Source organism: Stieleria mannarensis (assembly GCF_014154935.1).
Classification (GTDB): domain Bacteria; phylum Planctomycetota; class Planctomycetia; order Pirellulales; family Pirellulaceae; genus Stieleria; species Stieleria mannarensis.
Genome location: NZ_JACEHH010000185.1, coordinates 1 through 790, shown reverse-complemented (window position 1 = coordinate 790; position 790 = coordinate 1). Strand labels below are relative to the sequence as shown.

Below are 790 nucleotides of genomic sequence, written 5' to 3'. Positions count from 1 at the left end.
TGCCGTCACCGAAATCACATCGGAGCTACTGACCGCCTATCGTCGTTACCTGTACCACTACCGCAACGAGCGAACCGACAAACCGCTCAAGTTCTGCACGCAGGCTTCATATCTCTCAACCGTCGCGCACTGGCTCGCCTGGCTGACCGAACACGGTTGGCTCGACAGCGATCCATCAACGGACCTCGAACGACCCAAAGAGGAACAGCGCCTTCCATCATCACACCTGACCATCGATGAAATCGAAACACTGTTGAGCTCGGTCGACCTCACAACACCGACGGGTCTCCGCGACCGTGCGCTGCTGGAACTGTTCTATGCCACAGGCATGCGCCGCGCCGAGTTGATCGCACTGAAGCTTGACGACATCAACCACGAATCCGGTCTCGCGATGATCCGCCAAGGCAAAGGCCGCAAGGACCGTGTTGTCCCCACCGGCAAACGTGCCCTCCAGTGGCTGACGAAATACCTTCACGACGGTCGACATTCACTGATCGAAGAAGACACGCAAGTAATCTTCCTGACGTCCCGCGGCAACCCGTTCCATCCGGTCACGCTCAGTCAGCTCGTCAGGAGCTACTTGACCGCAGCGGGCATCACCAAGCCCGGCAGCTGTCACATGCTCCGCCACACAACGGCCACGTTGATGCTCGAAGGCGGCGCGGACCTGCGCTCGATCCAAACGCTCTTGGGTCACGAGCAGCTCAACACGACGCAAATCTACACGCACGTCTCGATCAAACGCCTCCGCGAAGTCCACGACAAGACGCATCCGGGAGCCAAGGACCGG

At 59.4% G+C, this 790-nt stretch carries 1 protein-coding gene; it reads left to right on the top strand.

The window, feature by feature from the left end; translation table 11 throughout:
- A partial coding sequence (locus tag H1B37_RS32995) for a tyrosine-type recombinase/integrase (protein WP_182871518.1) occupies window positions 1-790 on the top strand: 790 nt, incomplete at both ends.